Here is a 26,878-nt window from a genome sequence, read left to right as displayed (position 1 = left end):
AGACTAGAAACAGAATGACTAGTTTTTTAATGTGAACTCCCCCAATTAGGATATCTCTAACGATTTATTGTCGGGCTATCTGTAAAATTTCTAGAATAATAGTTCCAACGTCTGCGTTGTCCTTTATCACAAATAAGTGATCTGCTTCGCCCTGCGTTGGATCCATTACATCTTCATTTAAGGAGTCAGTCTGCTGTTTTTCCAACACCTCTGCGAAATTGGAATAGTCACCCCTGAAGATATTGGTACTGCGCTGACTTTCAGTAACTCGTGCTTGGAGGACATGGTACGGAATATCAAAATGAACAATGATCTGAGTAAAGTCATCATTGCGAAACAACTCTTTAAAAAGATACGAACGGTCTTTTAGGCTCCGATTCGAGTTACAAATGATAAGGTGGTAATCAGTTAGCTCTATTGCATAATTGACAATCAGCTTGGATAAAGCGTGCTTGAGGGTATTGGGTCCTTGTGTTGGCTGCAGTTTCTTATAATAAGAATTGATGAATTCCGCATGATTGTCTTGGTCAATGATCATAGAGTTCTCCAGCTCTTTTTCCAAAACCCGTGCAAAAGTAGTTTTTCCACTATGTGTTTTGCCTACCGTAATTACAACTAGCCTTTTCAGTAAAAACTCTCCCTTCGTCTTCAATCGTATATGATTGAATTCGATTCTATGTTTCTATGACTCGGATTTTAGCAGTGTCATTGAACCTAATATAATCCTCTCGGAGAATTCCATAAATAGCACAGTCTTTATATTGATTTTTGGCATTACGAATCATATGTCTGACAATTCCTTCTTGCACCATCCCCGCCTTAACCATAACCCTTCCTGAAGCAGGATTATCTGTATTATGTGCAGCGGATATTTTATGTATATTCATATAGTGAAAACCAAAATCGACTACTGCTTTAAGCGCTTCGCTTCCATAGCCTTGATTCCACCATTTGTACCCAACGGAATAACTTACTTCACTGTTATCAGTAGTCCTATCAAAATCATATAAGTCTATTTCCCCGATGAGTTCGCCATCAACTTTAAGCTCAATCCCCCAATAACAGTGTTCTTTAGATTCATATTCAGCTATGATTCTTGCCAACCTCTCTTTTGTCTCTGATACATGCTTATGCGCAGGATTTACTCGGTTGTCACTTACCCGTTCGTCTGATAGCCAGTTGTCAAAAATTTTTTGGGTATCTTTCGGTACCAACTGCCTGAGAATTAATCTTCGTGTCTCTATTTTCGGTGTTCCCATAAAATTAATCATTTTGTCTCCCCAGTATAGTTTTTTAGGGATTAACCCCCTTAATTTACAGAAAAATGAAACCTTTCCTGATTCCATGCGTAACAACTTAAAAGGGGGTCATCACCATCGGAAAAACAATAAGCTTTATAGTTACTTTGATAATCATCGGATTAATCAACTTCGGAGTAACATTAATAATGGATTTTAGCTTTATAGAGGTTTCAGTATTCGTAGCCCTGGCCAGCACATTCCTCATTTACTTCTTTAGTTCATCAGGCGGATTTACAAGCCGCAGTATTGATATGCAAGTCCAAGGTGAAACAGGGATTAAAATGAATCAATCTACAGAAAAGTTTTCACCCTCTTATGCATTCTACGCCTCGATTCTTTATTTAATCGGATCAGTAATAGCGACATTTTATATCTACAAGGATTACTTTCTTTAGTAGATTGGCTTTGAGTATGGAATCACTCTATTTCCATACTCATTTTTAATAAACTTAATACCTTTCGCTGAAAAAATTCGATAAAAGTTGACATATCCCTTCTTTTTCCAATATAAATTAACTTTTTCTAGAGCCTTATTCTCTGTAGATGAAAATACGGCAAAATAAAAAGCCGCTTTATACATAGAAGCGGCTTCAAGGTATTATTTTTCCATAACAGCAAAATAATTTTCCTCATCATCAGCAAAGTTAAATACCCTGCCAGAAGGCATGTTAACCATTTCCCCGACAGTCACGTTTTTATTTGATAAATCGCTGCGGAATTCTTCAAGATTTTCTGAATAAAACATTAAGGAAGGCGTGCCAAGATTGAGTTCTGGCGACATTTTTGCAACAAATTCTTTATTATGCAGTACAATACTTGTTTCAGATTCTAAACTCGGAGCAATTTCAATCCATCTAAATCCTGCCCCATTATCCTCTTCTGCTTTAACTACAAAGTTCAATTTTTCAGTCCAAAACTTTACTGCAACATCCTGATCATTGACGTACAACATGACCTGACCGATTTTACCTATCATGAAAATTCACTCCTTATCAGTATTCAAAGAGGTAATTTCTATAAGTACTGGTGAAATTCCTCCTGCATCTTATCGACAGTAATGTACAATTATTTTTCTACTACTACCAGTATTGTAAGATCCTTTCCCCCTGGGTTGCTGCAATCCTCTAATATATAATCAGTGCGGCCGCCGGTATTTACTTCGGCAATCCCTGCGCAGCTTGTTTCTTCAATACTTCCAGACCCGTAACCATCTCTCGTAGAATCATAGGTTGAATGTATCTTTTCGCCATCAAAAATAGGGTTGTGCAGCATTGGTGCACCTTCGGTTGTATAACTGACAATCCTGATTTCGTCTTTCTTTCTCTGCTCAACGTGTTCTACAAATGAATAGAATTTTTCTAGATTAGTAATGTCTCCATGCATATCGACCACATCACCGGGCTCCTGGATGTAATCAGGAGGTTTAATCTTCTTCACTTCTTCTACGTGTGTTTGCTCCTCTTCTTCGCAGCCAGCAAGCATAAAGGAAAAGAACATCATAATTCTTAACCATCGCTTCATCGCAATATCATCACTTTCCAGTGTTCATTTCATTAATAATGGGTAATCTGTATGTATCTTGGATTTTTACAAAGGTGTGTTGTAAATGATAAATAAATTATATTCAGAGATTGCTGTACCAATCGAGTCCCCTTTTGGCTTTTTGCCAGGTAAGGTATCTGAGCATGATTTTACTTTTGATAAAGAAGATCGTTTTAAGGATTACATATTGGAAAGGGACGGCCAATCCTATGATATTAGTCTCGATGATAAAGGCCGGTGGTACTTTTTCACATCACTTGAGTGCAACTCACTTGATGAGTTGAAGCTTTCGAGACAGATTTTTCGTCCGCCATATTTAAAAGATGAGAAACTCATTCTGGTTGATTTAATGGATAAGCTGGATATTAAGCCTTTTTATGAAGGACATGACAAAGCATACGGTCATTTGCTTTCACTAGTTCCCAGGCTGGATTCTGTATCAGCTTTCAACCAGGCGAGGCTGGCCAATTACGATGGCAGCGACGACCCAACAATCATCAAGAAAATACATTTTATCGAGAATGAGTACAAGGGTGAAAAAACTCGCTTTATTTCAGGTTTCGAGACCCGATCCTTTGCGACAGTAACAGAAAATAAGTTTTATGCAAAAGAGATTCACTTGCCAGGAAATGCGCGTAACTATTTGAAACTCTTTGTATATTTCTCAAGATACGGCGTCTTACCTTCCCAGCAGATGATGCCAAGATTCCTTGGGAACCTTTGGGCGTCTACCCAGAGCTTGAATACCACCGCTAATGCAGCGTTATTTAAGGATGAAGGAATTGATTAATTGATTAAACTTCGTCTCTGATTGTATAAGTATTTGACCATAATAGGTGATTCTCCTCTTGTACCGTCACATATTGTTCTTGCTTGTGAGCGTCATTCATGAATTTCCTCTTCCACGGGCACATGTTTGACCTTCTTGTGACCGTCATTCATGTATTTCCTTTTTCACGGGCGCATGATTGCCCTTCTTGTGACCGTCATTCGTGATTCTCCTCTTCCACGGGCACATGTTTGACCTTCTTGTGACCGTCCTTCATGTATTTCCTTTTTCACGGGCACATGATTGCCCTTCTTGTGACCGTCATTCGTGATTCTCCTCTTCCGCGGGCACTTTTTTGAATCTTATGGATAAATTGAATAAAATCGGATTTTTCACCTTTCACTTTAACGATTTCACGAATGTTCATCTCCCGTCATACAGAACCTCTTAACATTATTACAAGCTGTTTTTAATACAATTATTATAGAGGTGATAAAAATGCCAAGGGTAAAATATACCGACAGTGACGTTGCACTAATTGCCAGGATGATGAGGGCAGAAGCTGAAGGTGAAGGTCCACTGGGGATGCTTATGGTTGGCAATGTCGTAGTCAATCGACTGAAAGCGAATTGTCTGGATTTTAAAGATTTAAGATCTGTACGGGACGTAATTTTTCAAATTCAAGGAGGAAATTATTCATTCGAGGCCGTCCAAAAGGGGAATGTTTTTTATAACCGAGCAAGAGGTGTAGAAAAGAGATTGGCTAAACAAACACTCGATTATTGGAGACAGCAGCCTTCCAAGTTTGCTCTTTGGTATTTCAATCCGTATGCTCCTTGTCCATCTACATGGTACAATCAGCCATTCGCTGGACAATATAAACAACATTGTTATTACGAACCAATCGCTAATACTTGCGAAGGTGCTTATCTATGGTAGTTATAAGCTCCATCATGTGGGGTCATTTTTTTAAAAATAAATAGCCGGGGCAAGATTTCTCTCACCCCGGCTTCACTGTTATTTCGTGTTGGTAAACCCGCCATCAATACGGACAACTTCTCCATTAATATACTCTGCTTTGGATGTTAGCAGGAATGTTACCAGTTCAGCTACTTCTTCTGGCTTGCCCAAACGCCTCTGCGGGATACCTTTTGTTGCGTTTTCTTTCATTGCCGGATTTGCTTCGTAAAAGCTTTTGACCATTGGTGTCTCAGTTGGTCCCGGTGCTATGGCATTCACTCGAAGCCCGTCTTTTCCGTACTCCGCAACCATGCTCTTCGTTAAACCAACAATTCCATGCTTTGTAGCAGAATAGGTAACAACGGAATCCTGGCCGATCACGCCTGCACTTGAGGCGGTGTTCACGATGGAACCTCCGCCATTCTTCAGCATAACCTCAGCTACATAACGAACACCATAAAGTGCTCCCAACAGATTAATGCCAACAATCTTTTCAATTTCTTCAATGGTGGAATCCAGGAAATACGAGCCGCTGCCTGAAATCCCCGCATTGTTAAAGAAATAATCGATTTTGCCGAATTGTTCAACCGTTTGATCGACATATTTTTTTACATCTTCTTGCTTTGAGACATCAGCTTTAATGAAAATTGCTTCCACTCCTAGCTTTTTCACCATCTCGACGGTTTCGTTACCGCCTTTTTCGCTGATATCAACCACAGCGATATCCACTTTTTCTTCTGCTAGTCGAAGTGCAGTCGATTGCCCTAATCCGCTGCCGCCTCCAGTGATAATCGCTACTTTATTCCCGTTTGCCATCTTACATCAACTCTTCCTTAACGTATTCTCCAACTGAAGTTATTTTTTCCCTAAAGGCGAAACTTATTTACCCCTCTTCTCCAATGCTTTGACCAACTCTTCTCCCATCAATTCAGATGAAAATGGATCGCGACTTGTAACGAGCTGCTCATCCGCCCATACAGCATGACCTGTTTTTTCGAGATCTCCCTGATCATACTGACTGATTTTTGTCATCTCTTGCTCCAAACTGAACGGCAGGATATCCAACAGACCCTCTGGCTCCATTTCATCTGGATAACCAGTCACTTTTTTACCAGCGATGAAGCTTTCACCGTTCGGACGCTTGGCAAACACAAGCGGTGCGGGACCATGGCATTCCGCAGCGACAATGCCGCCTTCATCGTAAATTTTGTTCATGATTTCATGTAAATCCTCGTTCTTCGCCAGATCATACATTGCACCATGTCCGCCTACAACGAGTACTACATCGTAGTCGTTAGGATTCACATTTGAAAGCTTCATTGTATCATCCGCTTTTCCGGACTCATAAAGCTCTTTATAAGTACCATTTGGATCGTATTCTTCACTGATGCTCATTTTATCAATAACTGGTTTGCCTCCAAGCGGCGATGCCAGGTCAACTTGATGGCCCGCCTCTTCAAGAAGCTGCATCGGGGCAAACAATTCCTCTCCCCACCAGCCAGTTTCATAATTGTTTTCTTCGTCCTTATATCCACTCGATAATACTGCTAAAACTTTTGCCATTGTAAATTCCTCCTTTGTGATAACAAGATGTATTTTCCCTAACTCTCCTCACCTTACACATGTAATCAGCTTCCTCCTTTTGCCATGAAAAGAGAAAATAAATTGTAATTTTATGCTAAAATGATTAAAAATTAACAAGTAGAGGTGGATTATGTATAGTAGTGAAGAAAGAAGCGCTTATTTTGAAAAGGCCATAAGAAAGATCGGGGCTTCCGATTTAGTAGAAGGAATCGTTCAATTAGGTTCTGGGGTAATTGGATATAAAGATGGTTACTCAGACATTGATTTAATGGTGGCTTCTTCTAAGATTGAGGATGCAGAAATAACAAGAGATTTTGTTCGTGAAACCCTGAGTGACTTCGGCAAAAGCTACATTAAAGAAAAACAATTCAGCAAAGATATTTTCCTTGTGATTGCAATACTGCAAAATGGATTAGAATTTAATGTTTCAATCGTCCCAAGAGAATTTTTATCGGTAAAATCTCCTTTATGGAAAGTGGTTGTCGATAAAACTGGATTAGTAACCGAGAAGATGGAAACTGAAAATAAAAAATTTGAAAACAAACCGATCAAGTATAATGTAGGAGTTGATGTCGCATTTGAGTTTGTTTATTGCGCTTTGGCGTTGGAGAAAGAACTGAAGAGGAGTAACTTCATCTATGCACTAAAAAAGCTAGAGGATATGAGAGACTATACCTTAATCGTACAAGCATTGAATGAAGAGAAAAAATTACATCAGTTTAAAGCCTATGAAACCTTAGACGCTGACTTTATTAAATCTTACCTTTCAACGTTTTCAGGAGAAGTATCAGCTGATAATTTAAGAGTTTCAGCTGAAAAAGTAAAAGAACTTTTTATGGAAACGTTGAATCAGAGTTCTATTTTCTCGATGGATCATGATTTAGAACAACTTCTATATAGGAATATGGCTAATATTTCATAAAGTAAAAACCGCTTGGTACTAACGCCAAGCGGTTTTGCGTTTCTATATGCTAGATAGATTACTGAAGCGGTTTAAATTGGAGATCTATATGCTCTCCCATGGCAAACTTTTAAAAGTTACTCAGCTAATACTTTTGCTTCAACAAACTGATCAAAAAACTCAAGGATCGTCTGGTTCACAAGAATCTCATTTTCCTTTTTCGAGAATCCATGTCCCTCGTCTTCAAGTACAAGGTATTTCACATCGCGGCCTTTTTCCTGGAGGGCTTTGACGATTTGGTCTGATTCTTGCTTCACGACGCGCGGGTCGTTCGCTCCCTGGATGATCAGCATCGGTTTTGTCATCGTTTCCAGGTAAGTGATCGGCGAAAACTCTGTCAGCTTATCGAAGTCCTTGACCGGGTCGCCAACCCACTGATTCATGATTGGTTTCCAATGCTCAGGGACGGATTCAATGAATGAGAATAGATTTGATGGTCCGAAAATGTCGACAACTGCCTTGAAGTATTCCGGATGGCGGCCGTGCAATAGCAGTGCCATATATCCGCCAAAGCTTCCGCCCATCAACAATGTTTTATCCCTGTCAGCCATCCCATTTTCATAAAGGTATTCAAGGCCAGCAATGTTATCAAGGCGTGGTCCTTCGCCCCAATTGCCCTCGACCATCTTGGTGAACTCCAGTCCGTACCCTGTTGAACCCCGGAAATTCGGAGCGAAAATACTGTATCCTCTGTTCACAAGGAACTGGAACATCGCCCGGAAGAATTTCCGTTCTGCAGCCTGCGGGCCACCATGCGGCCATAGGATGACATGGCCATTGCCGACATCTTCCTTCGCCTTGAAAAATAAAGCTTCCATCATCATGCCGTCATAAGAAGGATACGTTAGGACTTCAGGATCCACAAGCTCCTCTTCCTTAACACCAGGAACAGCCAGGTTCGTCAACTGTTTCCACTCTTCACTGCCTGCTTCCTTCATGTAAATGTTATTAGGTTTCGTCGCTGATCCCGCTAAAATGTAAACATTACCGCTCTTGGCGACGGTGCCTCCCTGGATGATTGAAGCTGGCAAATGACTGTTTTGATATGTTCCTTCAGCCAGATCGTATTGATATAAGTAATCATTCACACCTTTTGATGTCACGAAATACAGGCTGTTAGTACTCTTATCATATCGGATTGGGCCGAACTCTTCTTTTTCAAACGAAAGAACCTTGGTAAACTCATGAGTTTTAAGATTGAATTTTGCAAGATAATCAAAATCCTCACCATATGTGGTGACAAAGTAATACTCGTCACCTACAAACACTCCTTCGCCGACAGTGAATTGCTCATCCGTTTCAGGAGTCAGCGAGTACGATTTCCCATCCTGAAAAATAAATCCAGGCGCGTATGTATTGGCATATTGTTTTAGGTAAGCAAAATTATTTTCTTCTTCGTCAACAGCCACTAAAAAGCAAGCCGCGCCTTCTCCCTCAACGACAACACTCTCATCACCTGATTCGATATCATAACGGTAAATATTCAAGTAGGTCTCATTGCCTTTTGTAGAAGTGTAATAAAGACGTTGATCGTCCTTTGATAAGAATGGCAGCATGTGTCGGTGTCCTTCAGCCATGCGAAGTGGCACCATCTCTCCGCCTGCAGGAGGGAGTGCGTATAACTGGCCATTTTCATCACCATCATTATCGAAACCTACCACCATAAAGCTTCCATCATGCGAATAGCTCAATGCCTGGCATGACTGGTCAATAAATGTCAGGGGATATGGATACTGGTTAGGCAGATCCATTGCCCACAAATTGTACTTCCCTGTTAAATTTGTGCTGAACACTAATTGCTTCTCATCCGGACTAACAGTAAAACTTTGAATATTAAAGGTACGATAAAAATTCTCGATATCTGGCTTCTTAAATTGAATCATTTCCCAATCCCCTATTCTTTTTAAATTTTCTATCTATACTGAAAACTTAAACAGAACTAGGGCAAAATGTCCAGCCAAAACCAAAATACAGTTTCGACATCTTTCTTACCAAGCCTGTCCTGGTAACACAAATTGCCACAAACTCCAAAAAACCGACAAAATCTGAAAATAAAGTCAAATCCTGCGCTTTCCCGAGAAATAATTTGCAGCTGTTCGGGAGGATTTCCCTACTTAAACTTGAATATTTAAAGAATAGAAGAAGGTCTGGGAGGTCGCTGTTTTGTTACTTTACTATTGATTCTTATTAACTACCTAAGAAAATATAGAGGAGTTGATAGATGATGTTATTCAAAAATTCACTTGAGGGTATTACACCTGAAATGTTGGAAGGCTTCTTTGATGGCTGGCCTACCCCACCGAGTCCAGAGACTCACTTCAAACTATTAAAAAACAGCAGCAAAATAGTCCTGGCACTCAATGAAGATACTGATCAAGTGGTTGGATTCATTACAGCAATCAGTGATGGAGTCCTGTCAGCCTATATCCCCTTCCTTGAAGTGCTGCCAGACTACAAGAATAGAGGAATCGGTAAGGAATTGGTCAATCAAATGATGGCAGAACTTGCTGATATTTATATGATTGACTTGTGTTGTGACGATAACCTCGTCCCCTACTATGAAAAGCTGGGGATGGTAAAAGCAAATGGAATGCTATTAAGGAATTATGAAATGCAATCAGGGATCGAATAAAACTATTGACCGATTTTCAAGAAGTATTCTCTAATATCTTCAGGCAATTCTTCAACTGCAAGTATCTTTAACCTCTCCGTGCCTGGTGAAGTCATTATCACAAAGGACTTTTCTTTATACTCAATGAGAGTAAACTGTCCTACTCTATTAGCGGATCTATCTTTAATATAATTAAAGTCATCTCTTTCTACATTACCGTCGTACCCATCTAATATTAATTTTTGCACTTCCTCAAAATCCTTGGCAAAAGTAATTTTTTGATATAGTTCAAGTGAATTCTTAGGAGTGAAAAATATTTCACGAACCGTGATAACAATAACTAGTGTTAATAAAACGACCAATACATTATGGCTTATTTTCTTTATCATTACCCCTACCCCCCTAACGCTCGGATATTTAGCAACTATATTCCACTAGACTTAGTCAATGGAATTAGAATAACCTTCCCAACAAATTATATGGTTCTACATCCCAAGTTTCATATGGTACAAAGTTCTTTGCTTTCATACAATCTATTGTACGAGACTTCAAATGCGGGCGAGTAACGTAATGATTTATATTTTCCTCGGTAAGTTGGATGAATTTAGCCTCTTTAATTTCTTCCGGTTGAATTTTAATGTCTCCACTAACATATTTCGCCTTAAAAACCACGGATAATAGATGTTACGTTGCATTATAATACACGCCTGTTATGCCAATAGGTGAGATCACTACTCCTGTTTCCTCTAATATTTCTCTACATACAGCTTTATCAAGTGGTTCTCCTTCTTCCACCTGTCCTCCTGGAGTTTCCCATGTATCTGATCGCCAATGTGTCTTAACTAAAAGTGTTTCTCCATTTTCGTTTATAACATTTGCAGAAACTGCAATTATATGTTTTGGAGTAGTATCCATAATATATCCCTCCATATTTTTCTTGATAGACCAAAAGAGGCTTCAATCCTTCCCGGATTAACGCACTCTCAAGTTCAGAAAAGGTAATGAGAATCATTCATTTTTAAGATGGAGGTAAATTGTTAAACCACTTTTGAATAGAGTTCACAAGGTCCGGTTTGGAAACAGCAGAAACCTTCTTTGGCTTGAACCCTCCCAGCTCCACCACTTCGATGTGGTCTTTACCGTCGATCTGCACTACGCAATAATCTTCAATTGGAGATGCTTCAATCCTTGTGACCTTTTGGTCAAGGTAGAGCTCCTGGATGTCTGCGAAGTCTTGAGGCGACGGATGCCATTTTTTTTGTTCCAGCGGATGATCTACCTCAGGATCGTTGCTTGATGAAGCTGTCGCTTTGGTCCCATCCTGATAGAGTTGAAGATGAATTTTTTGAAGTAAGGCAATGATCTCAGAGAATCCAATGAAAAGCATGCCTGTGACAAAACTGGAAAACAGGGCAGGCAAGGCAATTCCAGAATTTAAACCGACCTCTGATGCTCTGGAACCCATACTCAATGCAATGAAAAAACCGCCGATCATTATTACAATCCCAATGACACGAAGCACTTTGGCAACAATATTTTGTTTCTCCACTTTTTCTCCTCCGATTCTACTATTTAAATTTTAATACATTACAGAAAGACTCTTGAAATATCGTTATTACATTTTGTACCCATCGATATTATTACTATGATTAATAATATATTTTGAAAATCTTATAGTACTTTCCAACCTCTCCAGCTCTGAGCTGAAAATCTCTGCCTTTACACCTTTCCGTATATTCATAGCTTCTTGTATAATTTCGTGCCATTCCACTGGGAGTTGTTTGAGTCCATATTCACCAGCTTCCGTCTTGGAAACTATATCCAATTCTTTCGTTGTATAGAACTGACGTAGTAATCCGAGAACGGTCCACTCTATTTCAAAATCGATTTCTTCGGTTGGCAGTTTGACTAAATGGTCAATTGCATTTTCAGCTATTTGAATCCTATTAGTCCAGTAACTATTCATATTTTCAAGGACATAAGAAGCTAATTCTAGCGGTTGAATTTCAAATTGAAAGTCTTCAATTTCTGGTCCTAATATGCGTAGTCCCTTTCCTTTTAACAACCACCAAGTTATCGGGTTAAAGTTGAAGTAATCACCAAACAATAGATTGCCATTGTTGTAGTACTGATATTTACCCGTATTATTGAGTTTTCCAATATCCTCACGAATAGCATATACTCCATCCATTTCGGGCTTTTTATATTTATTCGCTATTGTTTTATGTATATTAGATAAGGCTTCTGAATCTTCCTCTGTTAAACGACGATTCGTCAAAGTGATAAAGTCGATGTCACTTGATTCATCATCGTAGGCATTCAGGGCAATTGAGCCGTGTATGTATAACCCTTCAATCGTTTCAGGTAAATGTTCATTAAATAGGTTAATATAATCCTTTAAAACCTTTTCGACGATCATTGGTATTTCCACCACTATATCCCCCTGAGAATGTCTATTTATTTATTCCTTACAGTTATTGAAAGTGCAATTAATGTCAGGCCTGAAAAAAGGGCTAAAGGAATAGCTTTAGCTATCATAAACTCAGGAAGTAGGAGTGAAAAAATCGTTTTAAAAAATAAGAAAGTAGAGAGTAATGCAACGAATACCAGGAATCCCATGAAAATTAAAGGAAGTTTCTTTGTCATTTTAACAGTCTCCTCTGTTTAAAATTCTTCGCTATTTGATTAAGGGTTCTTTCTAATGAAAATACTTAAGATACTGGTACCAGTTGCCATAATACCCAGGGTGTAAAAGTTAATAAATAACGTATTTGTATATTGATTTAACCAGGGATAGCGGTATATTTTTGAAGAAGCTATAGAAGGTGTACCTCCTAAATCGTTAATAAGATCTATAGCAAGCTTATATTCTAAAATGGATAGCAGAAGCAAAATAATAAATGCACCCCAACCAATTTTCATCCAAATGTTAGATTTAAATTTGAGTGTGCCTAAATATATCCATAATCTTCTTACAAACATAATAAAAAACGCCAGTGCCGGCACTACAAACAAAAGTCCTAAATTGCCATTACCTGATATTACATGAGGCTTGATAGTAAATAAATCTACTAAATAAATAAAGACCACACTTAGGATCAACCACCAGACAATAGCCATTGACCAAAACCTCAAACTCCCACCCCTTATTGAGTTGAAATAATTCAACTTGCCCTGTTACTTAAGTGCTTTCCTCAGCAACTCATCCGGAAATCCAAAAATTCAATTTTCAAAGGTTTCCTTTCAATGACATCAAAACAAGTTATAAACAACCACTTTTTTAGCTATATTTTCATTGTCAGAGTTTGAGCTATACCACACTCTTACTTTTTGACCCTGTTTTAAAGCATTTAAATTGTCTAAAAAGAACGATAGAGGTCCTACACCTGTTATTTGTGTTTCATCTGTAATTTTCACTTCTAAAGGGATATAAGATGCATCCGGCAAAATATTAAGTTCAACCAGCACTAATGTATCTCCGTTAACCTCATCTATTCGTTTCTTCTCGTCATAATTACCATATCTAATTAGATCAATAGCAAACCAGGTTACAATCACTATTGCGATTGATATAACTACCCCTTTTAATAATTTCAATTTGTAACCCCCTTATCTTTAAGGATTACTGCCTCCTCGATAACTATCCTTAGCTGAAGATTGCAGCACTTATTCAATTACCACAGTCTAGTCCGCTTGCTATTGATCACAAACATCTTCCTGAATGCCAATATACTTATCTAGACCTATAGTAAATTATCTCAGGGTCCCCTTCATCTAGATTTTCGATAAATCCACTTTCGATAAAGCCGTTAACCTTAAAAACTTCCTGCATGCTTTTATTTGATTTATTAGTTGAAGAGAATATTTTTCTAGTTGGAGAAATGTTAATAAAGTAATCAATAAGCGCTGTTGCATAACCTTTTCGTCTTTCCGTTGGCCTTACGATTATCAGTGAAATGAAGCTACAATCAAAGAAATGGGTATCGAATAATAAAAAACCTACGATTTGATTTTTAATATTATAAGCAACTATACACCTCTCGTCTTCAATAGCTTTCTTAATATATTCACGCCTGCTATTGTGGGCGATTACCTCTTCATCTATATTCACTAATTCTTCTAAATTATTTAATTGAGCCATTTCTTGTAATTTCAAAAATGCTCACTCCTTAACTGATCTGTCTGCTTGTTTTTCAATAACAACGCCACTAGCATGCACCGATTAGTTGAAAAACTCGTCTTTAAGAATACTCATCCTTAACCGATCAACAAATTCACCGTTTCTAAATCTATCTTGTCTTAATATTCCTTCTTCAACGTATCCCATTTTCTTATAAGAGTTAATCGCTTTTTCATTATCAATCTCTACTCTAAGCCAAATCTTGTTAAGTTCTAGCTGTCGAAATCCCCAAATAAGCATTTCGTTCATCGCGGATAAACCATACCCTTTACGCCAGTAGCTTTTATCTCCAATTGCTATTCCTAATTCTGCATGCTTGTTCAACTTATCGATATTCTTAAAATCTACCCAACCGATGTGTTTGCCTTTTTCAGTCATGATTGCTTTTTGTTCATATCCATTTGTCTTGCTTATACACATTTCTATCCACGCCTGAGTTTCTTCCCTACTAAATGGAGGGTATCTCTCTGGCATATTTAAATGCTTTGTTACCTCTTTATCAAGACACCACTGGTAACGGTCCTCTGTATCATCTAAAGTCAATTCTCTTAATTGAACCTTTGGCAATTGAGGTGTATTCATTTCTCTTCTCCCTGGCTGAATTCTTTATTTAGTTCTGTTGTTTCATAAATTCTTTTAATCTTGCTAAATTTTCTTCCAGAAATACAGCATTTTTCTCAATTCCACGTCGTTTACACCACCCAATACTGTTAAAAGCATCTGTAAATTGATAAAAAGGCAAGACAGTTTCTAAATCAATCAATGGTCTGATACTGGTATAGCCCACACGAAAGGCCTTATAGAGTGTAGTATCGAAAGATAAAAAATCACGATATAGTTTGGTAAAATCAACTTCTGTCGAACCAAAGCGCACACTCTCAAAATCGATCATTCCTGAAACTTGATCACCGTCAACAATTATATTCGCAGGGCGAAAATCCATATGTACAAAACTTGGCCCGTCTGGAGATGGCAGGCTGTGCTTCATTTGCTCGTATTTTTCAATCGCTTGAGTATATAACTGAGGTTCCAAAACATTCTTTACGTCCTCAGCAAAACTATAAAATTGCTGCTCAACAAAATCAGACCAGTTCGCAAATTCATTTTTTATGCCAGATAACTTACGGTTTGGAGGATGAATTGTATGCATTTGTGCTTGAAGAACCCCAACTTGAAACGCTACTTTGGGCGAAGCCTCAAGTGTTAACGGTTTTCCTTTTAATTCAGATAATAAAAAAGCACCCGGACACTCATCATCACCAGACCAATGATCCAACATGTCAGGAATAGAAACTCTACCTTTTAATATTTCATAGGCTTCCAACTCCCGCTGAAACTTCAATTTTGTATAGGGAATTTTCAAAAATACATTTTGGCCTTTTGTCAAAGTACATTTATAGACGGTAGAACTATGTGAATCTTCTACCTCGGTTAGTGAATCTACCTGCAATCCAAATTGCTTAATCACTCGATTTAACATAAAACTTCTCCTCTATTTCCCCTTGTTGTTTAATTGGTCTTTCTCTACATCTTCATTTAATTTAATAATTGAAAGGCTCAATTCCAATATATATTTCTACAAATTACCCCTCCTTATAATCTACCTATACAGATACTCTCTCCATTCTCTCCAAGCCTGCATATAATCGTTAAGATCGTGAGGGTGCACTTTAATACAAACTCCAATGCGCGTGTGTATAATTGAAAAAGAATTTCATCCAGCAACCTCTCCTTGCTAAACAAAGTGTTACCATTCCATAGAGAAAAAGAGGTCATTAAAGTATTCATATCTAGACTATCTGGTGAAGAACAGAAGGCGTAGGTAAAATCATAAATTCTTGTGCCGATTATAGGCGATGGATCAATCACTCCTTTTAACTCATTTTCAGAGTATACAAAATTATGTACTCCGGCATCACCGTGAAGATAATACTTTTCCTCATGAATATAATAGTTACGTAAGGCACTAACCAATGATGCCACTCTTTTATGATCCTCAATTGGAAGGAGGTCGCCTATATTTTCTTTCGCAGATTCCAAACTAGCTTGGTTAAAGTCCGACCAGGATTTTCTCTTTATCCCATTTACTCTTCCCCATGGGATGTTCTGGTCAACCTTTAGGTACTGGTTGAATAACTCCTTTGTTAAGCGTGTCATCCACCTTAATTTAGAACCACGATTGAAGTGGGTTTCACCAGATATAAATGTATAGACGATAAATTCTTTATTATCGTTGATATAAAGTACCTTTGGCAGAAGTTGTACGTCCTGATAAGCAAGCAGGAAGTCTTTAGTAGAGTTTATAATGGATGGATGATCAATTTTTACAACATAAGTTGGTGTATTATCAACAAATAAAGTATATAAAACACCGCTGGTTGTTCCACTCTTTAAAGCTTTGAATTCCAGCTCATTACTTTTTATTAAGCTATTTTCATAAAGAATATCTATTATCTCTTTTATATTCACTATCTACTATTCCTCATTATTTTATAGTTAACTTCTAGTTATGGTATTCGATATGATAATTAAGTATCCTGCCCAGTTTAGATGATTAACAAAAATGCTGCCAAAACAGGCAGCAAGTAATGACCATTAGACCATTAAGTATTTTTTAAAAGTGCCCCATTCCTCGGTGCTATCTTTTCCATTAGGCGGAGAAGGCGTAGATACACTTTAAACCTATTTTTCCAATCAATAATCACTCCTTGCTATTGGCTTTGAAAATGGAGAATCTCAGGATTTTCGAGTAAAAATGAAACCCATATTGCTGATCCCCCATTACGTTGTATGAGCAATCAAACTTTTCAACCCCCAGTTTCTATTTGCTACCTGTTATCTAGAAATTCTTAATCCTTCAGCATCACAACGCAATTTATAAAAAAACTGTACTATTTCATTCTCGGAAAGAATGGATTCCTTTATTTTTTCTAATGTCCTTTTCCCTACTCGTCTATCTATTAAAGCGAATATTTTAATCAGCATGTTACTTGATTTCAAAGATTCGTCAATTGGCTGCTGAAAGTATTCATCGACAGCATCAAAAAAGTCATACTGTGCGAAAATTCCTTCCTCCAAGACCCAATCGTGTGCTTCTTCCCATATAATACGATTTTGACTCCAATCAGTATAAGGGATTTGTTTCTCTCTTTTTATTACGTATTCTCTTCGGTTTAAAGCCATCTCTGAGGTAATCGTACACATATTGAGGACTTCTTTTTTATCAACGGTAATGAAGGCTCTGCCCAATTGATCGTGAGCCCTTCTGTAATTGGTTACGGTAAACTGAACTCTTTCTTTTAGAGAATCACATTTAAAATTATCTAACTTTTTCTTTACCTTGCTCCATTGCTGATTCCGCAAAATTTTACCCCCTATGTGGTAATTCTGACACTCTATGAGATTCTTATAGGTACTTAAGTCTAATTTTATCAAGGGTTTCTATTAATAGTACTTACTTATTTCACTCATGCTGAAAATAATAAGTTTTAAAATCGCCAGTATCAGATGAGAATTTCATAATATTGTTATCCCCTGGAATCCCTTCAAAGTAAGCTCCAATACAGCCAGTAGTGCACCTGTGACCAGCAATAAGTATATTTAGCTCTCCGTTTCCATGCTGATTTTCAAGTTCTTTCATAAAGCCGAACACTCTTTTTACAAAGCCGTCCGGTTCTTCAACACCTTTATATACCGATGGATCAGGTAATGGGCCAGCCATCTTAACATCTTTTACATTTAATCTGTCAGCTTCTCCCAAATCAAAAACATCCAGTCGTTCATCAATATCAGCTTTTAGGCCGGAAACAATTTCTGCTGTTTGAACTGCTCGATTCTGAGGGGAAGAAAATACAAAATCGAATTTTATGTTTTGCAGCCTATCTCGTAATGCTTTTGCCTGTTCTATTCCATGCTCGTTTAATTCCAAACCCATTCTCCCTTGCATTTTACGTTCTTTGTTCAGATCTGTTTGCCCATGTCTGATTACATAAATCATGCCTGGTCCCCCATTTGTATTGTGAAATCCCAAATTCGATTAAGGTTTGGTTGTTATATCATTAAAATGGCTTTACACTATATCACCATATCTATGATTCTCTTAATATGGTCCTCATTATGTTCAATATTAACTTGTTTGCTCAGGTGCTTATTAAGCCTGATTATTTCCGGTATTATACCATTGATTGTTTTCATAATTTTTTCCCGATTCCGGCCGCATTCCCAACTCTCGAGAAGTGATAGTTGCCCATGATCTAACCTGCTTCTTTCGCCCTCTATCTTTGACCAAACACCGTAAGGGCTATCCAAATGTTGTTCCATTTCCATATACCATCCAGAAACGACTAACCACCGGACTCGATCTAAATTAGATAAGGCATAAAATATTTCTCCCCTCATCACCGCACGATAAGTTTCGTGTATGAAAGCTAATAGTTTTCCTCTCCAAAACTCTACCTCGTCCGCTGAAGGCTTATAGATTTTATACGACGACTCGTTTATGACCTCACTAATAATGTTGCTAGGATCGTATAAAACCTTATATCCTTTAAGCCAAATAGATGGAACAACTTCCTCAGGTGAATGATACCAGCTGTCAATTTTCACAAAAGAATCATAATGAGTCACTACTACTGGTGATGCTGGATTGAAATCCTCGTAAAATAAAACATTTCCCCAATTAGCTGCTCTGTTCCGTTTTGCCTTAATAAAATCGGCTTTCTTATCAAGAGTAACAATAATATGTAAATCAATATCCGAGTAATTGTCATAGTTACCTCTAGCTAATGAACCTGCCTTATAAATAGCCAAAACATTTGGATCAGATGTTAAATCATTTAATGCACTCTTCAAGTGAGCTTCACGATATTTGGGCAATGATAAATCCCTTTCTAAATGTTTATTTGCAAATCCCACACACATAAACCATCTCCTTAATAATAGTTGAAATGTTTATTTTTACCATTAATTCTTTTGTTTAAAGAATTCAATAAAAAACGTTAATCCTACTTGAATCAACGCACGTGTTAAAGATATTTCTATTTCCAACTTTCAATAATTTCATTATTTTTATCATAAGCATAAGCATTTTCAACTTCCCCAAAGAATCCATCTGCATCGATTGTTAGATAAGATGGAAATTCAGTTATAAATGTATTACTTCTTGCTTGGATTTCCTGTTTCTCTCCACATTTATACTCAATGACAAACCTATCCACTTCTTGCTCAGTTTTGATTGCCCCATGTATGATCTCACCTACACCATCAAAATGATTAGCTGACAACAGAAATGGCAATCCACTCTCGGAATCAAACACTGTTCCAATACTTTGTTCATTATCATACCTGTACTTTCCATTCTCGTATTGATAGGTTCCTAAGATATGTTGAGACTGATCGAAATAATAAACTAATTGATTATTCTTATCCTGGTTGACTACTTTTATTGGAGTTTTCCATTGACTTTGTACTGCTTCTTCTATCGATTCATAGCTCATATTACATCCAGATAAGGTGAATAATATGAGAATAAATAATGTGATTCTCTTCATGAAATTCTCCTTATCGGTCATCTATCTTATATAACAGAACACAATTTACGGCATTAAGCTTGGATCAGCACCAAACTAACACTTATACCCCCACTTACTTTCAATTATTAAGCTAGAGCTCAATTAATATTAATGACGAAATTATATAACCATTAAATAATCAATTAGAACCCCTGAAAATATTAACAAAATACCAAACAAGAAGTTTATTTGCTTCTTATTAATCTCTGTCTTTTCAAGGATATAGATTGGAATTCCTATTGAAGCAAGGAACTGGATACTATTTAGAAGATAATTTTCTTGGGAGATCATTATATTAGGGTAATACTGATAAATACCCGAAACCAATCCTAAAATAAATAGCATCATTGGTATTCTTAATTTCCACTTCATTCTTTGTTCATCTCCTAAGCTATTCAAATTTCGCAACGCATTATATGTTAATTTAACGGAATCGCCAGGGACGTACCCTGTGCTTCTAAATTAACCAAAAATCTATTTACACCAATCCCTCTTTTTTTCGTTGTACTATATAAATAATAAGACCTATTGGACCCGTGATGATCGTTAATAGCCAAAATATATGTCTTTTTATCCCGACAAAGTATTTGTCTGAATCATAATAAACCCAAATTCCGATTATGATGAAAAATGATAAAATAACAGCAATTTCGATTTGGTGACCACTAAAATCTGTATTCCTGGCTAAACTCCACCCCATGTTTCAAGCACTCCCTTATGTACTTTTATCAAGTTTTACGAACGTGCTGGAAAAAGGTTTCAAATATCAAATTATTACACCTAGACTAATTAACCATTCATAGCTCCTCGCTCAAAAAATAAAGTTATCTCTCCTGTTCAGTGAACTTTACCCTTCAAGTAATTGCATATAATATAAAGTTTCAGCCTCTGTTTCTACAATAATAATTCCTGTATAACCATCATCCGTAGCATATAGAATTGTTCCTTTTGGCAACTTTGTAGCTGAAAAGTCAGTAAAAAACAGACTGGAAGTTGTTACTTTTTTTATTTCGCCAATTTCTTTTCCTTTTTGGATATTGCTCTTCTTTTCTTCAAACCATTCAAGATTAGTGACATTATTGTACATAAAACCATTAAATTTTAAGACATCTGCGCCTTCATTCCTTTTGAGAACATCTCTTGCAGTTACCCTCCCACCATCTGCACTACAACTGGCAAGGAAAATAAGAGAGACAAACACGACCAAAGCCAATGGTTTATTTATGACAATCTCCACCTTTATTAAAGTGTTTCCTTCCTTACTAGCTCTTGTTCAATTAGTAATACATTCAACAAAAAGGTGCACGAATCCTTCCTGGACCCATGCACCTATGAGTTATGAAATGATTGAATAGAAACAAGTGTCCGTCAGCCGGCTGCCATCTGCTGATAAATCGTCATTACGCAATATGCCTTCTAATTCATAGCCGAGTTTTTCGGGAATGGCACGGCTTTTGAGATTTGTTGATTCACATCTAATTTCGATTCTCTTAAACTCCATTTGATGAAGTCCAAAATTGGTTAATGCCTTAACCGCTTCTGTCATATATCCACTGTCGCTGAATTTGGTATTAATCCAATAACCAATTTCACATTTAGGAATAGACCAATCGATTCTTTGAAGGCTGGCCGTTCCAATGAAATCATTCGTCGTTTTATCAAAAATGAGAAAACGAAAGCTTTCTCTTTTTAAAAAGTTAATATGAGCTTTTCTAAGGTTAATTTCAGTTTCCTCAACTGCAGGCAGCTTTTGGGCAAATGGCAGCCATGCTTTTAACTCATTGAATGAATCTCTTATTGCTTGGTTAACGATGCTTCCGTCACCGGTTCGATTTGGGGCACGAAGTAATAATCTTTCTGTTTCTAACTGCGATGGTATTTCTATTAATATAGGATCTCTCATTTTATTTCCTCCACACTGTCCTTGATTTTAAGCAATAAAAAAACTCTCACCCCCAAGAAATGAATCTTGAGGACGAGAGTTTGACTTCGCGGTACCACCTCAGTTTGTTGATTTGTCGCCAAACCAACCTCTTCAGGTACGTTCATACCCTATCTTGATATCGGAAGAACCCGTCTTACGATCCCTGAATTATCATCAGATTGGTAAGATGCTCAAAGACTTTATTCATTAAGCCAGATATTACTCCCTTTCAGCAGCCAGGAGCTCTCTGTAAAAATCCATTGCTTAACTACTTTTCTCATCAACGCTTTTATTATTTGGAATTTTAAAATAGTTTAGCGGTTTTATTAAATGTTGTCAATATATACCTTTCTAAAACGATCTAACTCAAAGAATGATATTTTATGTTAGGTGACACTTACAAACTTTTATCCAGTATTCCAATTAATAAATTTCAGTTACTAGACATTTCAAGCCTCACCAGCTACCCGAAATGACCATTAACCCTCTTTTATTAGACATTTCAAGACCCACCTGCAACCGAAATGTCCATTAACCTCGTTATATTAGACATTTCAACCATCCCTAGCCTCCGGAATGTCTATTAAATTCCCGGGATAAAAAGCATAGGGACGTACCTTGTGCTTTTAACATGGAAGCACATGGTACGTCCTCGCCGATCTTTATTGCTTTGGTTGTGTAAGGTGAGCGTCAAATAAATCAATAATTTCTAAAAACCTTTCTGCTTCTCTAAATGTATGGTCTGCTAATAGTGGATGAATATTGCTTTTAATTCGGCAAGCCTCTATTAATTCTCTGGCTGTTTTCTTAAAGTCTCTTAGTGAAACTACTGAAACTCTGTTTTGGTCCAGGAATTGATCCAAGATTGGGACTGTTTCTGATTGTGGACGCATGGAGTCTAAATCAACCGCTTGAAAGACCAGTTGGTCGAAATCATGACTAAACTCATTAGCTTGATCTACTAGCTTTCTTTCGGAAGGGTCTAAGAGATGTCCGATGAATTTTGCATGGTCGGCCATAATTTTTAAAAAGAAAAGATTTTCTTGAATAATCTTATCAGGTTCGGGGGCTAGTTTTCCTTCGTTAAGTTCTTTTAACCTGTTTGCAAAATAAGCAGCCTCTCTGCTAACATGGTCAACCAATAAAGGGAAATTATTTGTCCGGATTTCACAGCGTAGCGTTAACCCTAACACTTTTCTTTTGTAACTCCAAATGGCAACAGCCGCTTGATAAACCTCATTGTTAAAGGCCTGTACTTGGCGTATATCCGTGTCCGCGGAAAACCTTGAGAGCTTTTCCTCGATTCGCTCAAAGACAGTAATAAATTGTTGAGCCTCAGCTATCAATTGCTGCTGTTCGTAAGTAAATCCAAGGCTTAAAAACAAAGCATGTTCCTTCATTATTCTGGACCAAAACTGTATTTCGTCCAACGATCTTGCGACAATTGGATTCGCCATTTCCTCCACCCCTTATACAGACTTCACCCCCATAATATGTGTGTGTACATGTGTTTATTCTCGCTATCCAGACTAACTATTTTTACAATAAACAAGATGAGCGGAAAAAATGCGGTCATGATTCTTGACTTGGATGACCGCACCCTACATTTATATACTGATTATTTTAATTAGCACTTTGCATTTCCGCCATTTATCTCAATACTCTTCATCACTTCTATACTCCAAAATATCACCTGGCTGGCATTCTAATGCTTTGCAAATGGCTTCTAGAGTGGACAGTCTGATTGCTTTTGCTTTGCCATTTTTCAAAATTGAAAGGTTAGCCATTGTGATTCCAACCCGTTCTGAAAGCTCCGTTACACTCATTTTCCTTTTTGCCAGCATCACATCAATATTGATTATAATTGCCATTATTATCACCTCAGACTATTAAGTCGTTCTCTTCTTTGTAATCGATGGCTTCTTTTAAAAGTCGCTGGAGAACTGCTGCAAAGACCGCAACCACCAGCGGAGCAAAAACCATCCCCATTCCGATGAGTATAAGACCCGGTGCATCATCTACCTCCGCTAAAATGTAGACGAATGGGAGAGCAACCACAAATAAGCCGCTGATGATGATGGCACTATTCTTGATTTTCTTAAGAGCTATTACAGACAAGTCAGAGAAAGCCTGGTTCCTGTCGATATACGTTAAAAGGTTAAATGATTGATACAGAGCGAAGTAAAATGGAACGGCCGAAACATACAGAACCATTAATATTGCGTAAACCGCAAGAGCCAAATCTGAACCTCTTTCCATTGCCTCATTCGCCTCAGAAGCTATCTGAGGCAATAAAAACAGACACAAAGCCAAAACCGGTATGCCGATAAAAATTACAGCTACCTTCAGAAAAAGAGTTGAACTTTTTTTCATAACCAGCACCTCATTCATTTAATGTCAATTTGAATTTATCATGTTATTTATTGATTTACAATAAATTTTTATTAAATTTAATAATTATTTTATTGAATTAACAAAAAAAGCGTTGATCCACTACTAAATCAACGCACCATGATGTCGCTATTTTTCAGAGGCTTCATCCTTTGAAGCATCCCCATGTTTTACACCTTTACTTTTGTACGGCTTGAAACTCTTGGCTTTATTCGCACTTGCTTGCCAGCGATTCCAGCCTTTCTTGCCTGTACCTCTGCCTGTTCCGCTCTTCTTACCCTTTGCTTTACTCAAAAAATCAACTCCATATTCTTGTACGTTCATTGTATAGTTTTATCCATTTTCTAATAGGAAAAAACAAACATTAAGGAAGTCTAATCATATACCAGTCAGAAGTTATTATCTACTATAAAATAAAAACAGTCCAACTCACTTTGGAATCGGACTGCCGATTGTGTGCTTTTAATGCACTCGAATGATTTCATATATATCTTCGTCGTGATGAACTCTTGTATGCTTTGATTCGATTCTTTCAAACTCCTCATTTCCGACCTTTGGTAAATCTCCAATCCACCAGCTCTTGAATTCATAGATAAGGTCAGCTAACATTGCGATTCCTCCCGGAAATGAATAATGTTTTATTTACACTCTTATTATACTTGTGAATAGTTTCACATGTAAAGCGCTTTCAATATATCCGGAATAGCAAAATAATATAGAATTATGAGAAATTTAACCAGCTCTATTTTTTAAAAAATAGATTCATTTTTTGCAGAATAATCCCCCAGACTTTGAACAAAATACTGATGTTTAAAGGGAGGTGTTTGAATGCCGAATCAAAATGACAACAAGTTCAAAAAAATCCAATCTGAAAGTTTCAAGCAAGGGAAATCGCAAGAGGAATATGCTGCTGAACTGGAAATGAACAAGTTAAAAGCGCAAAAGAGGAAATAAACCAAAAATGCCGTGGCGACAGCACGGCATTTGGCATTTCTATTCACCCTTCAATAAAGGTATATCTACTTCAACACCCAGTCGATTTAAAACCTTACCTAATGTCTCAAGCCCGGACTTTGGATTGATCTTTGTCTCTAAATAATATACTTCACCTGTAAGTTGGGATTGATAAGTATGAAGCTGCGTAAATGGCCTTTGATCTGGATGGATCGGCTGGAGCGCAATCGCATAACGCTTTCCATTATCAGTAGACCCAAGGATGACTCCTGCTTTTACCAGGTCATGCAGTGGCAGACGATTGTTTTCGATCCATTTCAACGCTTCCTTCCAAATCGCCGGAACACTAGAACCCTCAATAACAGATTGATTGCCATTCAGCTTTACTTTTACATATAAAGATTCCCACTTCTTGAAGCTTTTCCGCTCTGTTGAAGTGTCGTCATCAGCATGCACGGACTTGTCTGTTACCTTTGACTTCAGCTGGTCGAATAATTTTTCAACCGTCCCAACTCCAACATTGGCATACTTCGCTAAAATCACAAGCTCCATTGGAAGCTGGCCGACAGTGTAAATCTGGTCTTCATTCAACTGCCTTAGCAAACTTGGAATGCCCGTGAATTCCTCAGCAGTTAGCTGAACTTTTTTCAATTCTTCCGTCACAACAATATGACTCGCTTTGTAAAAGAAGAACAGCTCCCCTTGACGCTTCAATGTGAGATTTCGGCGTACTTTCTCTTCTTCAATAAAGGTTCCAAGCTCATCGAAAAATTGCTCATCATTCTTTTCATTATAACGCTTCACATTCTTGTGCAGACCCTCAAGATCACCTGGCAGCTCGCTCATAATCCGCGCTTCCTGTTCAGCACCAAGACGAATCAGGAAGGTTTCCGATTTATCAAATCGCTGCGGCAAGAGAAACGCGTCCCGCAGGAAATAAGGAATCTCTAGTGACCTTCCTTTATAAGTGATCGTACGGATTGTCGTGAACCCAGGCGTTTCCTGTACCTCAACTGCAGGTGCAGCAACAGCGGCTGCTACTTCTGCTCTCGCTGGAGTTTCTGCTTGTTGCGGATGAGGATTTTTCAACAAATCCTCCAATCCCTTTAACCTGACCTCAAGCTCAGACATATCGAACGTTTTTTCTGCCTGGGGAGAAGGGTCCTGATATTCCGGCACGGTCACATCAACCGGACCGTACACCTCCACATACCATTTCACAATGCTATACAAAGCTTCCCACGATAAAAGCGCCTCCGAAAAGCGGAACATCCGCGCATCATGTGCCGCCTGGTTTCCCATTCTCCGCACCAAATGCAGGGAGTCGCGGATTTCAGTAATCAAATAACCTTGATCATTTAATAGATCAAGCCGCTCCTTCAATCCAGTACGAGGATCCTCAACGATCCCCTCAGCTTTAACAACCTGTTGCAAAATGTTTTCTATGAAAACCCGCGAATGAGTCAGCATCGTTCTCGGGCTGGAAAAGATACTATTTTCTAATTCCTTAGCCAGTAATGCCAATTCCTTTGAAATCGGCTCTAAAAATTGATAAAAATATGTATTTGCATTCATAATTTGGTCCCCCGATTGTAGTCTTCTATGATTTTATCATAATAATAGACTCATTTTAGCTTAAACCGGAAATTGGAAGACCATCTATTTGCCTGGGGGGACTTTTATTCGCAAATAACCAGAACTTATTCGCAAAAAATGATTTTTATTCGCGAAAAAGATGATTTTATTCTCAAAATCAACCCTTTTATTCGCAAACTGGAAATTATCATCGTTTTTTACCAATTTTTCATTTAAGTTACAAACACTCCCCCACTCTAAAATAAAGACATAAAGAAAACACTCCATCCGAAACTATAAATAACAAGGATTCATTTCCCAGGAGGATAATTATGAGAAAAGTCATTTGCATTAATAACGAAGGTTTAGAGTTGGAATTCAACGTCGGGGAGAAATATGAAGTCGATAGAGAGTTTGAAACTACTTATATAGTTACAAATAAACTCGGCAAAAAGCATACCGTTTTTAAAACTCATTTTCAACCAGATGAGGATTCTGAAGCTGTAATCTAATTTTTCTATATTGCTCATGTGGATGGGAGAGAATCATATTATCT

Annotated in this window: 36 protein-coding genes, 1 pseudogene and 1 other annotated feature; of the genes and pseudogenes, 6 read left to right on the top strand and 31 right to left on the bottom strand. The window is 37.7% G+C overall.

Features of this window, described 5'->3' with window-relative positions:
* Nucleotides 1-64: 64 nt before the first annotated feature.
* The 4 genes from CD004_RS10230 to CD004_RS10205 all read right to left on the bottom strand — a co-directional run bounded on the left by CD004_RS10230 (nt 65) and on the right by CD004_RS10205 (nt 2,822).
* A complete protein-coding gene (locus tag CD004_RS10230; protein WP_102265063.1) occupies nt 65-628 on the bottom strand; it encodes an AAA family ATPase in 564 nt (187 codons plus the stop codon).
* Between the two features lie 46 nt (nt 629-674).
* Complete coding sequence (locus CD004_RS10225) at nt 675-1,271, bottom strand: GNAT family N-acetyltransferase (RefSeq protein WP_102262662.1); 597 nt, start codon at nt 1,269-1,271, stop codon at nt 675-677.
* A gap of 628 nt (nt 1,272-1,899) precedes the next feature.
* Nucleotides 1,900-2,277 (bottom strand): VOC family protein, encoded by a 378-nt coding sequence (locus CD004_RS10210; RefSeq protein ID WP_102262659.1) that lies wholly within the window; start codon nt 2,275-2,277, stop codon nt 1,900-1,902.
* A gap of 89 nt (nt 2,278-2,366) precedes the next feature.
* Complete coding sequence (locus CD004_RS10205) at nt 2,367-2,822, bottom strand: DUF4362 domain-containing protein (RefSeq protein ID WP_102262658.1); 456 nt, start codon at nt 2,820-2,822, stop codon at nt 2,367-2,369.
* A gap of 85 nt (nt 2,823-2,907) precedes the next feature.
* Between CD004_RS10205 and CD004_RS24190 the strand changes: the two genes are divergently transcribed.
* Nucleotides 2,908-3,633, top strand: a complete 726-nt coding sequence (locus CD004_RS24190) for a hypothetical protein (RefSeq protein ID WP_180321284.1) — start codon at nt 2,908-2,910, stop codon at nt 3,631-3,633.
* 477 nt (nt 3,634-4,110) lie between these two features.
* A complete protein-coding gene (locus CD004_RS10195) occupies nt 4,111-4,551 on the top strand; it encodes a cell wall hydrolase (RefSeq protein WP_102262657.1) in 441 nt (146 codons plus the stop codon).
* A 78-nt stretch (nt 4,552-4,629) separates the two neighbouring features.
* On the opposite strand, the gene CD004_RS10190 is transcribed toward CD004_RS10195, so the two are convergent.
* Together CD004_RS10190 and CD004_RS10185 are read right to left on the bottom strand one after the other, a co-directional pair.
* Nucleotides 4,630-5,388 carry an SDR family NAD(P)-dependent oxidoreductase gene (locus CD004_RS10190; RefSeq protein ID WP_102262656.1) on the bottom strand — a complete coding sequence of 253 codons (759 nt, stop codon included), beginning with the start codon at nt 5,386-5,388 and terminating at the stop codon, nt 4,630-4,632.
* A 63-nt stretch (nt 5,389-5,451) separates the two neighbouring features.
* Complete coding sequence (locus CD004_RS10185; protein WP_102262655.1) at nt 5,452-6,135, bottom strand: type 1 glutamine amidotransferase domain-containing protein; 684 nt, start codon at nt 6,133-6,135, stop codon at nt 5,452-5,454.
* 151 nt (nt 6,136-6,286) lie between these two features.
* On the opposite strand from CD004_RS10185, the gene CD004_RS10180 reads away from it, so the two are divergent.
* A complete protein-coding gene (locus CD004_RS10180; protein WP_102262654.1) occupies nt 6,287-7,078 on the top strand; it encodes an aminoglycoside 6-adenylyltransferase in 792 nt (263 codons plus the stop codon).
* A 116-nt stretch (nt 7,079-7,194) separates the two neighbouring features.
* Here the strand turns inward: CD004_RS10180 and CD004_RS10175 are convergent, their stop codons facing one another.
* On the bottom strand, nt 7,195-9,000 hold the full coding sequence (locus CD004_RS10175) for a S9 family peptidase (RefSeq protein ID WP_102262653.1): 1,806 nt from the start codon (nt 8,998-9,000) through the stop codon (nt 7,195-7,197).
* Between the two features lie 341 nt (nt 9,001-9,341).
* On the opposite strand from CD004_RS10175, the gene CD004_RS10170 reads away from it, so the two are divergent.
* Complete coding sequence (locus CD004_RS10170) at nt 9,342-9,749, top strand: GNAT family N-acetyltransferase (protein WP_102265062.1); 408 nt, start codon at nt 9,342-9,344, stop codon at nt 9,747-9,749.
* Between the two features lie 2 nt (nt 9,750-9,751).
* Here the strand turns inward: CD004_RS10170 and CD004_RS10165 are convergent, their stop codons facing one another.
* From CD004_RS10165 to CD004_RS23770, 23 genes and pseudogenes are all read right to left on the bottom strand, one after another.
* Nucleotides 9,752-10,117 (bottom strand): hypothetical protein, encoded by a 366-nt coding sequence (locus tag CD004_RS10165; RefSeq protein ID WP_102262652.1) that lies wholly within the window; start codon nt 10,115-10,117, stop codon nt 9,752-9,754.
* Between the two features lie 64 nt (nt 10,118-10,181).
* Nucleotides 10,182-10,646, bottom strand: a pseudogene (locus CD004_RS10160) (NUDIX domain-containing protein).
* Nucleotides 10,647-10,746: 100 nt separating this feature from the next.
* Nucleotides 10,747-11,277 (bottom strand): hypothetical protein, encoded by a 531-nt coding sequence (locus CD004_RS10155; protein WP_102262651.1) that lies wholly within the window; start codon nt 11,275-11,277, stop codon nt 10,747-10,749.
* A 66-nt stretch (nt 11,278-11,343) separates the two neighbouring features.
* Nucleotides 11,344-12,159 carry an aminoglycoside adenylyltransferase domain-containing protein gene (locus CD004_RS10150; RefSeq protein ID WP_233434987.1) on the bottom strand — a complete coding sequence of 272 codons (816 nt, stop codon included), beginning with the start codon at nt 12,157-12,159 and terminating at the stop codon, nt 11,344-11,346.
* A gap of 26 nt (nt 12,160-12,185) precedes the next feature.
* The gene (locus CD004_RS10145; protein ID WP_102262649.1) at nt 12,186-12,374 is read right to left on the bottom strand and encodes a hypothetical protein; all 189 of its coding nucleotides are present in this window, start codon (nt 12,372-12,374) and stop codon (nt 12,186-12,188) included.
* A gap of 39 nt (nt 12,375-12,413) precedes the next feature.
* A complete protein-coding gene (locus CD004_RS10140; RefSeq protein WP_158651531.1) occupies nt 12,414-12,848 on the bottom strand; it encodes a hypothetical protein in 435 nt (144 codons plus the stop codon).
* Nucleotides 12,849-12,980: 132 nt separating this feature from the next.
* Nucleotides 12,981-13,325, bottom strand: a complete 345-nt coding sequence (locus CD004_RS10135) for a hypothetical protein (RefSeq protein ID WP_102262647.1) — start codon at nt 13,323-13,325, stop codon at nt 12,981-12,983.
* Between the two features lie 136 nt (nt 13,326-13,461).
* Nucleotides 13,462-13,884 carry a GNAT family N-acetyltransferase gene (locus tag CD004_RS10130; protein ID WP_407657672.1) on the bottom strand — a complete coding sequence of 141 codons (423 nt, stop codon included), beginning with the start codon at nt 13,882-13,884 and terminating at the stop codon, nt 13,462-13,464.
* A gap of 66 nt (nt 13,885-13,950) precedes the next feature.
* Complete coding sequence (locus CD004_RS10125; RefSeq protein WP_102262646.1) at nt 13,951-14,490, bottom strand: GNAT family N-acetyltransferase; 540 nt, start codon at nt 14,488-14,490, stop codon at nt 13,951-13,953.
* A gap of 28 nt (nt 14,491-14,518) precedes the next feature.
* Complete coding sequence (locus CD004_RS10120) at nt 14,519-15,388, bottom strand: phosphotransferase family protein (protein WP_102262645.1); 870 nt, start codon at nt 15,386-15,388, stop codon at nt 14,519-14,521.
* A 113-nt stretch (nt 15,389-15,501) separates the two neighbouring features.
* A complete protein-coding gene (locus CD004_RS10115) occupies nt 15,502-16,377 on the bottom strand; it encodes a hypothetical protein (protein WP_102262644.1) in 876 nt (291 codons plus the stop codon).
* A 366-nt stretch (nt 16,378-16,743) separates the two neighbouring features.
* On the bottom strand, nt 16,744-17,274 hold the full coding sequence (locus CD004_RS10110; protein ID WP_102265060.1) for an SF0329 family protein: 531 nt from the start codon (nt 17,272-17,274) through the stop codon (nt 16,744-16,746).
* A 97-nt stretch (nt 17,275-17,371) separates the two neighbouring features.
* Nucleotides 17,372-17,905, bottom strand: coding sequence for a histidine phosphatase family protein (locus CD004_RS10105; protein WP_102262643.1), 534 nt, complete (start codon nt 17,903-17,905; stop codon nt 17,372-17,374).
* 77 nt (nt 17,906-17,982) lie between these two features.
* A complete protein-coding gene (locus tag CD004_RS10100; RefSeq protein ID WP_233434985.1) occupies nt 17,983-18,828 on the bottom strand; it encodes an aminoglycoside 6-adenylyltransferase in 846 nt (281 codons plus the stop codon).
* 116 nt (nt 18,829-18,944) lie between these two features.
* A complete protein-coding gene (locus CD004_RS10095) occupies nt 18,945-19,457 on the bottom strand; it encodes a membrane lipoprotein lipid attachment site-containing protein (RefSeq protein WP_158651530.1) in 513 nt (170 codons plus the stop codon).
* A 141-nt stretch (nt 19,458-19,598) separates the two neighbouring features.
* The gene (locus tag CD004_RS10090) at nt 19,599-19,850 is read right to left on the bottom strand and encodes a hypothetical protein (protein ID WP_102262642.1); all 252 of its coding nucleotides are present in this window, start codon (nt 19,848-19,850) and stop codon (nt 19,599-19,601) included.
* A 475-nt stretch (nt 19,851-20,325) separates the two neighbouring features.
* Nucleotides 20,326-20,715: a hypothetical protein gene (locus tag CD004_RS10080; protein WP_158651529.1), complete on the bottom strand. Its 390-nt coding sequence runs from the start codon at nt 20,713-20,715 to the stop codon at nt 20,326-20,328.
* A gap of 99 nt (nt 20,716-20,814) precedes the next feature.
* Nucleotides 20,815-21,381: a GNAT family N-acetyltransferase gene (locus CD004_RS10075; protein ID WP_102262639.1), complete on the bottom strand. Its 567-nt coding sequence runs from the start codon at nt 21,379-21,381 to the stop codon at nt 20,815-20,817.
* A 65-nt stretch (nt 21,382-21,446) separates the two neighbouring features.
* Nucleotides 21,447-21,695, bottom strand: a binding site (T-box leader).
* 369 nt (nt 21,696-22,064) lie between these two features.
* Nucleotides 22,065-22,859, bottom strand: coding sequence for a DUF2935 domain-containing protein (locus CD004_RS10070; RefSeq protein ID WP_102262638.1), 795 nt, complete (start codon nt 22,857-22,859; stop codon nt 22,065-22,067).
* A 198-nt stretch (nt 22,860-23,057) separates the two neighbouring features.
* Entirely contained in the window at nt 23,058-23,273 is a 216-nt protein-coding gene (locus CD004_RS10065) for a helix-turn-helix domain-containing protein (protein WP_102262637.1), read from the bottom strand.
* A gap of 10 nt (nt 23,274-23,283) precedes the next feature.
* Complete coding sequence (locus CD004_RS10060) at nt 23,284-23,775, bottom strand: DUF2975 domain-containing protein (protein ID WP_102262636.1); 492 nt, start codon at nt 23,773-23,775, stop codon at nt 23,284-23,286.
* Between the two features lie 147 nt (nt 23,776-23,922).
* Nucleotides 23,923-24,087, bottom strand: a complete 165-nt coding sequence (locus CD004_RS10055) for a DUF3934 family protein (protein ID WP_102262635.1) — start codon at nt 24,085-24,087, stop codon at nt 23,923-23,925.
* A gap of 168 nt (nt 24,088-24,255) precedes the next feature.
* Complete coding sequence (locus CD004_RS23770) at nt 24,256-24,402, bottom strand: hypothetical protein (protein ID WP_158651528.1); 147 nt, start codon at nt 24,400-24,402, stop codon at nt 24,256-24,258.
* A gap of 219 nt (nt 24,403-24,621) precedes the next feature.
* On the opposite strand from CD004_RS23770, the gene CD004_RS24435 reads away from it, so the two are divergent.
* A complete protein-coding gene (locus CD004_RS24435) occupies nt 24,622-24,747 on the top strand; it encodes a hypothetical protein (RefSeq protein WP_264188227.1) in 126 nt (41 codons plus the stop codon).
* Nucleotides 24,748-24,786: 39 nt separating this feature from the next.
* On the opposite strand, the gene CD004_RS10050 is transcribed toward CD004_RS24435, so the two are convergent.
* Nucleotides 24,787-26,322: a DUF4145 domain-containing protein gene (locus tag CD004_RS10050; protein WP_233434984.1), complete on the bottom strand. Its 1,536-nt coding sequence runs from the start codon at nt 26,320-26,322 to the stop codon at nt 24,787-24,789.
* Nucleotides 26,323-26,654: 332 nt separating this feature from the next.
* On the opposite strand from CD004_RS10050, the gene CD004_RS10045 reads away from it, so the two are divergent.
* On the top strand, nt 26,655-26,834 hold the full coding sequence (locus CD004_RS10045) for a hypothetical protein (protein WP_102262634.1): 180 nt from the start codon (nt 26,655-26,657) through the stop codon (nt 26,832-26,834).
* The last annotated feature ends 44 nt before the right edge of the window (nt 26,835-26,878 follow it).

The organism is Mesobacillus jeotgali (genome assembly GCF_002874535.1).
GTDB lineage: Bacteria > Bacillota > Bacilli > Bacillales > Cytobacillaceae > Mesobacillus > Mesobacillus jeotgali.
This window is presented reverse-complemented; position numbering and strand designations above follow the sequence as displayed.

What these genes read in the sequence shown, in the direction of transcription:
- CD004_RS10225 (WP_102262662.1), bottom strand. Translation starts at nt 1,271, where the DNA reads ATGATTAATTTTATGGGAACACCGAAAATAGAGACACGAAGATTAATT.
- CD004_RS10210 (WP_102262659.1), bottom strand. Translation starts at nt 2,277, where the DNA reads ATGATAGGTAAAATCGGTCAGGTCATGTTGTACGTCAATGATCAGGAT.
- CD004_RS10205 (WP_102262658.1), bottom strand. Translation starts at nt 2,822, where the DNA reads ATGAAGCGATGGTTAAGAATTATGATGTTCTTTTCCTTTATGCTTGCT.
- CD004_RS24190 (WP_180321284.1), top strand. Translation starts at nt 2,908, where the DNA reads ATGATAAATAAATTATATTCAGAGATTGCTGTACCAATCGAGTCCCCT.
- CD004_RS10195 (WP_102262657.1), top strand. Translation starts at nt 4,111, where the DNA reads ATGCCAAGGGTAAAATATACCGACAGTGACGTTGCACTAATTGCCAGG.
- CD004_RS10190 (WP_102262656.1), bottom strand. Translation starts at nt 5,388, where the DNA reads ATGGCAAACGGGAATAAAGTAGCGATTATCACTGGAGGCGGCAGCGGA.
- CD004_RS10185 (WP_102262655.1), bottom strand. Translation starts at nt 6,135, where the DNA reads ATGGCAAAAGTTTTAGCAGTATTATCGAGTGGATATAAGGACGAAGAA.
- CD004_RS10180 (WP_102262654.1), top strand. Translation starts at nt 6,287, where the DNA reads ATGTATAGTAGTGAAGAAAGAAGCGCTTATTTTGAAAAGGCCATAAGA.
- CD004_RS10175 (WP_102262653.1), bottom strand. Translation starts at nt 9,000, where the DNA reads ATGATTCAATTTAAGAAGCCAGATATCGAGAATTTTTATCGTACCTTT.
- CD004_RS10170 (WP_102265062.1), top strand. Translation starts at nt 9,342, where the DNA reads ATGTTATTCAAAAATTCACTTGAGGGTATTACACCTGAAATGTTGGAA.
- CD004_RS10165 (WP_102262652.1), bottom strand. Translation starts at nt 10,117, where the DNA reads ATGATAAAGAAAATAAGCCATAATGTATTGGTCGTTTTATTAACACTA.
- CD004_RS10145 (WP_102262649.1), bottom strand. Translation starts at nt 12,374, where the DNA reads ATGACAAAGAAACTTCCTTTAATTTTCATGGGATTCCTGGTATTCGTT.
- CD004_RS10140 (WP_158651531.1), bottom strand. Translation starts at nt 12,848, where the DNA reads ATGGCTATTGTCTGGTGGTTGATCCTAAGTGTGGTCTTTATTTATTTA.
- CD004_RS10125 (WP_102262646.1), bottom strand. Translation starts at nt 14,490, where the DNA reads ATGAATACACCTCAATTGCCAAAGGTTCAATTAAGAGAATTGACTTTA.
- CD004_RS10120 (WP_102262645.1), bottom strand. Translation starts at nt 15,388, where the DNA reads ATGTTAAATCGAGTGATTAAGCAATTTGGATTGCAGGTAGATTCACTA.
- CD004_RS10105 (WP_102262643.1), bottom strand. Translation starts at nt 17,905, where the DNA reads ATGATTTATGTAATCAGACATGGGCAAACAGATCTGAACAAAGAACGT.
- CD004_RS10100 (WP_233434985.1), bottom strand. Translation starts at nt 18,828, where the DNA reads ATGTGTGTGGGATTTGCAAATAAACATTTAGAAAGGGATTTATCATTG.
- CD004_RS10095 (WP_158651530.1), bottom strand. Translation starts at nt 19,457, where the DNA reads ATGAAGAGAATCACATTATTTATTCTCATATTATTCACCTTATCTGGA.
- CD004_RS10090 (WP_102262642.1), bottom strand. Translation starts at nt 19,850, where the DNA reads ATGAAGTGGAAATTAAGAATACCAATGATGCTATTTATTTTAGGATTG.
- CD004_RS10075 (WP_102262639.1), bottom strand. Translation starts at nt 21,381, where the DNA reads ATGAGAGATCCTATATTAATAGAAATACCATCGCAGTTAGAAACAGAA.
- CD004_RS10070 (WP_102262638.1), bottom strand. Translation starts at nt 22,859, where the DNA reads ATGGCGAATCCAATTGTCGCAAGATCGTTGGACGAAATACAGTTTTGG.
- CD004_RS10065 (WP_102262637.1), bottom strand. Translation starts at nt 23,273, where the DNA reads ATGGCAATTATAATCAATATTGATGTGATGCTGGCAAAAAGGAAAATG.
- CD004_RS10060 (WP_102262636.1), bottom strand. Translation starts at nt 23,775, where the DNA reads ATGAAAAAAAGTTCAACTCTTTTTCTGAAGGTAGCTGTAATTTTTATC.
- CD004_RS23770 (WP_158651528.1), bottom strand. Translation starts at nt 24,402, where the DNA reads ATGTTAGCTGACCTTATCTATGAATTCAAGAGCTGGTGGATTGGAGAT.
- CD004_RS24435 (WP_264188227.1), top strand. Translation starts at nt 24,622, where the DNA reads ATGCCGAATCAAAATGACAACAAGTTCAAAAAAATCCAATCTGAAAGT.
- CD004_RS10050 (WP_233434984.1), bottom strand. Translation starts at nt 26,322, where the DNA reads ATGAATGCAAATACATATTTTTATCAATTTTTAGAGCCGATTTCAAAG.
- CD004_RS10045 (WP_102262634.1), top strand. Translation starts at nt 26,655, where the DNA reads ATGAGAAAAGTCATTTGCATTAATAACGAAGGTTTAGAGTTGGAATTC.